This window comes from Caballeronia sp. M23-90, assembly GCF_053574605.1.
In genome coordinates this window covers 1-6,725 of record NZ_JBSIPA010000368.1, presented here as the reverse complement: position 1 = coordinate 6,725, position 6,725 = coordinate 1, and the positions used below count along the sequence as shown (strand labels likewise).

General features: G+C 62.0%; 6 protein-coding genes. 4 read left to right on the top strand and 2 right to left on the bottom strand.

Features of this window, described 5'->3' with window-relative positions:
• Positions 1–944, top strand: a 944-nt coding sequence (locus ACRXB1_RS26985; RefSeq protein ID WP_449493768.1) for an aminotransferase class I/II-fold pyridoxal phosphate-dependent enzyme, incomplete at its 5' end; no start/stop codon positions are given.
• Positions 945–947: 3 nt separating this feature from the next.
• Here ACRXB1_RS26985 and ACRXB1_RS26980 read toward each other — a convergent pair.
• Positions 948–2,018, bottom strand: coding sequence for an NAD(P)H-dependent flavin oxidoreductase (locus ACRXB1_RS26980; protein WP_449493767.1), 1,071 nt, complete (start codon positions 2,016–2,018; stop codon positions 948–950).
• 123 nt (positions 2,019–2,141) lie between these two features.
• Here ACRXB1_RS26980 and ACRXB1_RS26975 point away from each other — a divergent pair, with 123 nt between their 5' ends.
• Positions 2,142–3,029 carry a LysR family transcriptional regulator gene (locus ACRXB1_RS26975; protein ID WP_449493766.1) on the top strand — a complete coding sequence of 296 codons (888 nt, stop codon included), beginning with the start codon at positions 2,142–2,144 and terminating at the stop codon, positions 3,027–3,029.
• A 19-nt stretch (positions 3,030–3,048) separates the two neighbouring features.
• Here the strand turns inward: ACRXB1_RS26975 and ACRXB1_RS26970 are convergent, their stop codons facing one another.
• Entirely contained in the window at positions 3,049–4,011 is a 963-nt protein-coding gene (locus ACRXB1_RS26970) for a LysR family transcriptional regulator (protein ID WP_449493765.1), read from the bottom strand.
• A 117-nt stretch (positions 4,012–4,128) separates the two neighbouring features.
• Between ACRXB1_RS26970 and ACRXB1_RS26965 the strand changes: the two genes are divergently transcribed.
• Both ACRXB1_RS26965 and ACRXB1_RS26960 read left to right on the top strand, forming a co-directional pair.
• Entirely contained in the window at positions 4,129–5,313 is a 1,185-nt protein-coding gene (locus ACRXB1_RS26965; RefSeq protein WP_449493764.1) for a M20 aminoacylase family protein, read from the top strand.
• Between the two features lie 20 nt (positions 5,314–5,333).
• A complete protein-coding gene (locus tag ACRXB1_RS26960) occupies positions 5,334–6,608 on the top strand; it encodes an MFS transporter (RefSeq protein WP_062001156.1) in 1,275 nt (424 codons plus the stop codon).
• The last annotated feature ends 117 nt before the right edge of the window (positions 6,609–6,725 follow it).

Below are 6,725 nucleotides of genomic sequence, written 5' to 3'. Positions count from 1 at the left end.
TGGAAAAAGTGATCGCCACCGAATCGCGCCGTGACTTTGCCGCGAATTCGCTTGTGTTGATCGTGCCGAAGGACAGCGCGTTCGAATCCGGCACGCAGGCTATCGACCTGCTGTGCCGTTTCCTGCTCGAACCGGGCGATACGGTACTCGTCGATGACCCGTGTTATTTCAACTTTCTAGCGCTGCTGCGGGCACATCGCGCGAAGATTGTCAGCGTTCCGTACACGTCCTCCGGCCCCGACATGGCACTGTTCGCCCAGGCGCTCGCGGAGCACCGGCCGCGGCTCTACATCACGAACTCGGCGCTGCACAATCCGACCGGCGCGACGCTTGCGCCTGTGGTCGCGCATCGTCTGCTGAAGCTCGCCGATCAGGCGGACCTCACGATCATCGAAGACGATATCTTCGGCGACTTCGAGCACGAGCCGTCGCCCCGCCTTGCCGCATTCGATGGCCTCGACCGCGTCGTGCATATCGGCAGCTTTTCCAAGAGCCTCTCGGCGGCGGTCCGTTGCGGATTCATCGCGGCACGGCACGACTGGATCGAAGGTCTGATCGATCTGAAGATCGCGACGTCGTTCGGCAGCGGGCGGCTTTCATCCGAACTCGTGTTGAGCGTGCTGAAGGACGGCACGTATCGCAAGCATATGGAAGCGTTGCGGGAACGTTTGTCCCGTTCGATGGGACCCGTAAGCGCAAAACTGTCCGCGCTGGGTATCAAGCCGTGGATCGAGCCACGCGGCGGGATGTTCCTCTGGTGTGCGTTGCCCGAAGGGATCGATGCGGCGGATGTGGCCCGGCGCGCTTTGGTCGAAAACGTCGTTCTGGCGCCCGGCAATGCGTTCAGCGTTGCGCAATCCGCCGGCCGGTTCCTGCGCTTCAACGTCGCGCAATGCGGCGACCCGCGCGTCTTCAAGGTGCTCGAACGCGCGATGCATGCTTAGCACTCAGGGCAAACGCGCCAGGGTCTCCGCAATCAGCGCCCGCGTCAGTTCGCCCGCAGGCATCTCACGCGCGAGCCGCGCCGCCTGTCCTGACCAGAGGCTCGTGAAGTCCCCCTTGCCCGCTGCTTCGGCTTTCGCCTTCAGCGGCGCGAGCGCAGCCGATGCAAGCGGAAACGCCGGCGCCGCGTCCGACAACGGCCCGACTTCCCGCATCACGCGGTTCATGATTCCGCGAGCCGGCCGTCCGGTGAACAGGTTGGTCAAGGCGGTGGAATCATCGCCGGATTCGCGCAGCGCAACGCGATGCAACTCCGGCACCTTCGCTTCCGGGCAGAACAGATAGGCCGTGCCAATCTGCACCGCCGATGCACCCAGCGCCAGTGCGGCGACAATCCCTCGTGCATCGGCGATACCACCGGCTGCGATCACCGGCACCGATACCGCGTCAGCGATCTGCGGCACGAGCGCGAACGTCCCGACCTGCGTCGCCATGTCATGGTTGAGGAACGTGCCGCGATGGCCGCCTGCCTCGAACCCCATCGCGATGATTGCATCGCAGCCATGCGCTTCGAGCCACCGGGCTTCCGCCACCGTCGTAGCCGATGCAATGATCTTCGCGCCGGTCGCCTTGACGCGATCGACCAGCAGTTTCTCCGGGAGTCCGAAATGAAAGCTCACCACCTCGGGTTTGAATTCTTCTACGAGCGCGCAAAACTCGTTATCGAAGGGACGACGGACTGCGCCCGCAGATGTGAACTCAGGATCGATCCCATGCTCGATGTAATACTGAGCGAGCCGTTCGCGCCACGCGAGGTCGCGTGCGGCATCGGCCTGCGGCGCCGTGTGGCAGAAGAAATTGACGTTGACCGGCGCGCGGGTTTTCGAGCGGATCAACGTGAGCGCATCGTGCGCTTGCTCCACGCTCGACAACGCGCAAGGCAGCGATGCAAGGCCCCCCGCTTCGCCCACCGCTATGGCAAGTTCCGGTGTACCCGGCCCGGCCATTGGAGCGAGAATGATGGGTGCTTCAATGCCGAACAGCTCGATGATCCGACGATCACGCCAGGTGCCCATGTTCGCTCCTTTCCCGGATAGTTGCTTGGTCATTCAGTGCCGTCCAGCTTAACAAGCTTTGATCAGGCGAGCGGCGCTTTGATGTGATAATTGCTATCACTTCTTCCGATACCTGGAGCCATCATGGACGCCGCCGATCTGCGCATCTTCGAGTCGGTTGCACGAAACGGCAGCATGAATCGCGCGGCGCTCGAGCTTCATACCGTGCAGTCGAACGTGACCGCGCGAATTCGATTGCTCGAAGACGAACTCGGCACGGCGCTGTTTCACCGGCATCATCGAGGTGTGGAACTGACAGCGGCCGGACGCAGGTTATTGCCTTTCTCCAGGCAGATGGCGCGGCTGCTGGACGATGCCCGGACAGCGGTGAAAGACGAAGGCGTCGCGAGCGGACCGCTGGTTCTGGGTACGCTCGAAACCACCGCCGCGTTGCGCATGCCGAACGTGCTCGCGCAATTCACCGTAACGTTTCCGAAGGTCGAACTCGTCATGCGAACCGGCACTACGGCGAGTCTGGTGGAAGACGTCCTGCAGTATCGGCTCGATGGTGCGTTTGTCGCCGGTCCTGTCACTCACGAAGACCTGCATACGGAAACCATCTTCAACGAGGAAATGGCGCTTGTCACCGCGCGCAGGTTCCGGTCCGTCAGGGATCTCGCGCAAAAGGGCGTGGTGAAGACCATCGTGTTCCGGCAGGGATGTTCGTATCGTGCGCGGCTTGAAAGCGTCCTCACACGGCTGGGCCTGCAGGTCAGCACACCGCTCGAATTCGGTTCACTCGATGCCATGCTCGGATGCGTCGCGGCCGGCGTCGGCGTGACGCTCCTGCCGAAGGGCGTGGTCATGGCGGCGTCGCGTGAAGGACGGGTCGCCCTGCATGAGCTTGCTCCCGACGATGCTTTCGTCGATACGGTGTTCGTGCGTCGTCACGACGTCTATGCAAGCAGCGCCATGAACGCGTTTCTCGCCATCGCGCGCCCGGTGGCGATGCCTGCGCTTGCTTCCGCCTGAAGCAGGCGCATTGGTTCGGCTAACCCGCGCTGGCTCCTCTTCCCGAGGCCGCCCATCTGCGCTGCATCGCTTCCACGAGTTGCCGCCATAAAAACTCGGCCGCTGGCGACAAACGCCGCCCCACGCGGCGTATCACCTGGCTGCTGAATTCGCGCGCTATCGGATGCTCGATTTCAAGTGCGACCAGACGTCCGGCGTCAAGATACTGACGCGCGGCATCGGTGGACATGAAAGCCACGCCCAGCCCCGCCGCCGCGATTGCCTGAGCTGCGGAAAACAGGTCGCATCTGTACGACGGCGTCACAGTCAGCCGCTCTGCGCTTATGATGGCGTCCAGGTACTGCTGCACGCCGAACCGCTCCGGCATGAAGATCAACCGCTGATCGCGCAACTGCTCGAAGCGGATCCGACGCTCGCCGGCAAGTGCATGACGCGGACTGACCATCGCGCAAAACGGCGCCGCGCGAAAGATCCGCGCACGAATCGCGGGATCACTTTTGCCGCCCGCGCACAGGCCGAGATCCACGTCGTCGTTGCGCACCATGGCAATGATCTCGGAGGTCGCTCCACTGCGGAATTCCACCACGATGTCAGGAAACTGCAAGCTGAACCGCTCCATGACGGTAGCCAGCAGATTTTCGATACGCCCCTCGCCCACGCCAATCCCCAGCCTCCCGCGCCGCAGGCTCTTGAAGTCTTCGAGTTGAGCGAGCATGTCGGCATCACGCCGCTTGCTCTCGCGAAAATGTTCGACGAGGCTCATGCCAATTTCGGTCAGCACCGCGCGCCGCCCGCTTCGCTCGAGCAGGACGACGCCGTAATCCCGTTCGAGCTGCCCGACTTGCCGGCTGATCACCGACGGATTGATACCGAGCGCGTCAGCCGCCGCTCGCACGCCGCCGTGCGACTCGACTTCATGCAGATAACGCAGGCTTCGGGCACTTAAAACGGATTCGCGCGAGGAAGAGATATCGATCGTCATGTGCGTTAAATGTTGACATTCAGGTCAACATTATCGGCGAAGGAACGTCATTGTTTGAGTGATTTTGCACCGGAATACTGGCCGATTCCGTTTCCCCAAATACAGGCACCATCGATCATGGAAAATACCAAGGGTTTCTGCTTACTCGACGACACGAGCGATCTGCGCGATGAACTCAGCGTCATCCGTCATCACCTTCACCAGAATCCGGAGCTCGCGTACAAGGAATTCCAGACCTCTGACTTCGTGGCGCAGAAGCTGGAAACGTGGGGCTACAAGGTCACGCGCGGCCTGGGTGGAACGGGCATGGTGGCGTCGCTTACGGCAGGCACCGGGACGCGCGCCGTCGCCGTTCGTGCCGATATGGACGCATTGCCTATCGCCGAAGAAACCGGTCTGCCCTATGCAAGCGGCAACGCAGGCTTGATGCACGCCTGCGGTCACGACGGCCACACCACCATGGTCCTCGGCGCCGCGCGCCATCTCGCTCGTTCACGCGCTTTCGACGGCACCGTGCATCTCGTGTTCCAACCGGCCGAAGAAATCGGCGCGGACAGCGGTGCGAAACGCATGATCGAAGATGGTCTCTTCGAGCGGTTCCCCTGCGAAGCGATCTTCGGGCTGCACAATCATCCGGGTTATCCGACCGGCACGTTCATGTTCCGCAGCGGACCGTTCATGGCGGCATCGGACACGGTCAACATCACCGTGCATGGCCGCGGCGGTCACGCCGCACGCCCGCATCTGTCGATCGATCCGGTCGTGATCGGCTCGGCTCTGGTAATGGCGTTGCAGACGGTGGTCGCGCGCAGTATCGACCCCATGCAGACGGCCGTCGTCACGGTCGGCGCATTCAATGCGGGACACGCGGCAAACGTGATTCCCGAATCGGCGCGGCTGCAGCTCAGCGTCCGTTCCTTCGACGCCACCGTGCGCAAGCAGCTCGAAACCCGCATTCGCGCGCTCGCCGAAGCCCATGCGAGCGGCTACGGCGCGAAGATCGATATCGACTACGTGCCGGGGTATCCGGTCGTGATCAACAGCGAAGCGGAGACCCGACTGGCGCTCGAAGTGGCGCGTGAACTGGTTGGAGAAGATCGTGTGGTCGATAACTTCGGCCCCATCGCCGGCAGCGAGGACTTCGCTTATTACCTGCAGCAGAAGCCGGGCTGTTTCCTGCGTCTTGGCAACGGTGAAGGCGCGCCGATGCTTCACAACGCATCCTATGATTTCAACGATGACAACCTGACCGTTGGCGCCGCGTACTGGACGCGTCTGGTCGAGCGCTTCCTCGCGCTATAAAAAACCATCTACGGATTCCCATGGCGACCACAACAGTCCAACCTGCCAAAGCCGTGTCGCAAGGCAAGATCGTCATTGCGGCGATCATTGGCAACCTGCTCGAGTTCTTCGACTTCACCGTCTACAGCTTTTTCGCGCTGACTATCGCCAAGCTGTTTTTCCCGGCGCACGATCCGGTGGTGTCGACCTTGCTTGCGTTGTCCGCGTTCGCGATTGGTTTCGTCGCGCGTCCGGTCGGCGGTTTCGTGCTCGGACATTACGCCGATAAACGCGGCCGACGCGCCGCCCTTACGCTGACCATCTTCCTGATGGCGCTCGGCTCCGCGATGATCGGCCTTGCACCCACATACGCGAGCATCGGCCTGGCGGCACCCGCGCTGATCATCTTCGCGCGCTTGCTGCAAGGCTTCGCGCAAGGCGGCGAATTCGGTGCGGCGACAGCCACGCTGCTGGAAACAGGATCGGCCAAGGGTCGCGGCTTTCGTGCAAGCTGGCAACTCGCCAGTCAGGGCGCTGCGGCGCTGATGGGTTCCGGTATCGCAGCATTGCTCACGTATCAGTTGAGCCCCGAGCAACTGCTCGACTGGGGATGGCGCGTGCCGTTCCTGATCGGCACGGCGATCATGCCCGTAGGTGTTTATCTGCGCCGGCACATTGTGGAAGAGCCGCCGAAACCGGCCAGGGCGCATGCGTCCGGTTTCGAACCCGGGATGGTCCGCAAGTGGATCCTGACCGTGTTCGCGATCATGGGCATGACGGTCGCCACCTACGTTCTCATGTACTACATTCCCACGTACATGATCCAGTACCTCAAGGTGCCGGCCAAGCTGTCCATGCTGGTTTCAATATGCGCCGCGGTCGCGTCATTGGCGTTGTGCCCGGTATGGGGCGCGTTATCGGACAAGATGCAGCGCCGCAAACCACTGATCCTGGCTGGACGGATTGCGTTGATCGTGTTGCTGTATCCGTGCTTCTGGCTGATGAACCAGTATCCGTCCCTGCCCGTGGTGATGGGTCTGATCGTGTTGCTGATGCTGTTCTACACGATGGGTTCGGCCCCCGCCTATTCGCTGATGCCGGAAAACTTCCCCAAGCATTTGCGCGCGGGCTATCTGGCGAGCGCTTACGCAGTGGCGGTTTCTCTCTTCGGCGGCAGTGCGCAGCTTGTGGTCGCGTGGCTGATCAAGATCACTGGCAACACGATGGCGCCGGCGTGGTACATGATCATCTGCGTGGTGATCTCGCTGATTGCAGTGTCCAAGCTCGATGAAACCGGCGGACGTGAATTGACGTGACTGCGTGAGCTCAAGACATTTGGAGGCCGGACGCTCGCGCGTCCGGCTTTTTTTTCGGGCCGAACTTATGCCGGCTTGCCGGCTTTCTTCGTGGCGCCAGCCGTCGCGGACCGCTTT

Coding starts and splice junctions, on each gene's coding strand:
- ACRXB1_RS26980 (WP_449493767.1), bottom strand. CDS start 2,018: ATGGGCACCTGGCGTGATCGTCGGATCATCGAGCTGTTCGGCATTGAA.
- ACRXB1_RS26970 (WP_449493765.1), bottom strand. CDS start 4,011: ATGACGATCGATATCTCTTCCTCGCGCGAATCCGTTTTAAGTGCCCGA.
- ACRXB1_RS26975 (WP_449493766.1), top strand. CDS start 2,142: ATGGACGCCGCCGATCTGCGCATCTTCGAGTCGGTTGCACGAAACGGC.
- ACRXB1_RS26960 (WP_062001156.1), top strand. CDS start 5,334: ATGGCGACCACAACAGTCCAACCTGCCAAAGCCGTGTCGCAAGGCAAG.
- ACRXB1_RS26965 (WP_449493764.1), top strand. CDS start 4,129: ATGGAAAATACCAAGGGTTTCTGCTTACTCGACGACACGAGCGATCTG.